Source organism: Anoxybacillus sp. ST4 (genome assembly GCF_019448545.1).
Lineage (GTDB): Bacteria > Bacillota > Bacilli > Bacillales > Anoxybacillaceae > Anoxybacillus > Anoxybacillus pushchinoensis.
The window spans coordinates 1-370 of record NZ_JAHZOE010000083.1 but is presented as its reverse complement, the minus strand read 5'-3'; the positions used below and the strand labels follow the sequence as shown (position 1 = coordinate 370).

The 370-nt window shown below is 54.6% G+C and carries 1 rRNA gene; it reads right to left on the bottom strand.

Annotated features, from left to right (window positions below):
* Positions 1 to 248: 248 nt before the first annotated feature.
* Positions 249 to 370 (bottom strand): 23S ribosomal RNA (locus K1I44_RS15100); the annotation flags it as partial.

Below are 370 nucleotides of genomic sequence, written 5' to 3'. Positions count from 1 at the left end.
CTTCGAACTAACATCCTCCTACGCCTTCGCTTTTTCCGTTCGACGTGCAAGCACGTCTTCGTCAAAAGCTCTCGGCTCCGTCGGACGTTTCCTTGGCTTCGCCAAGGACCGTTCTCAGCTTTTCTTGGTGTCTAGCTTCGGCTCCTAGCCCCTCGAATCGCTTCAGTCCTGCTGTGGCGGCAACAGCCTCCTCGCAGGCCTTTCGCGTTCTTCGTGGCTGGACAGTCGCCTACGCTTTTCGTATGTGCTTAGTTAAGTCCTCGATCGATTAGTATCCGTCAGCTGCACGTGTCGCCACGCTTCCACCTCGGACCTATCAACCTTGTCATCTTCAAGGGATCTTACTCGCTTGACGCGATGGGAAATCTCA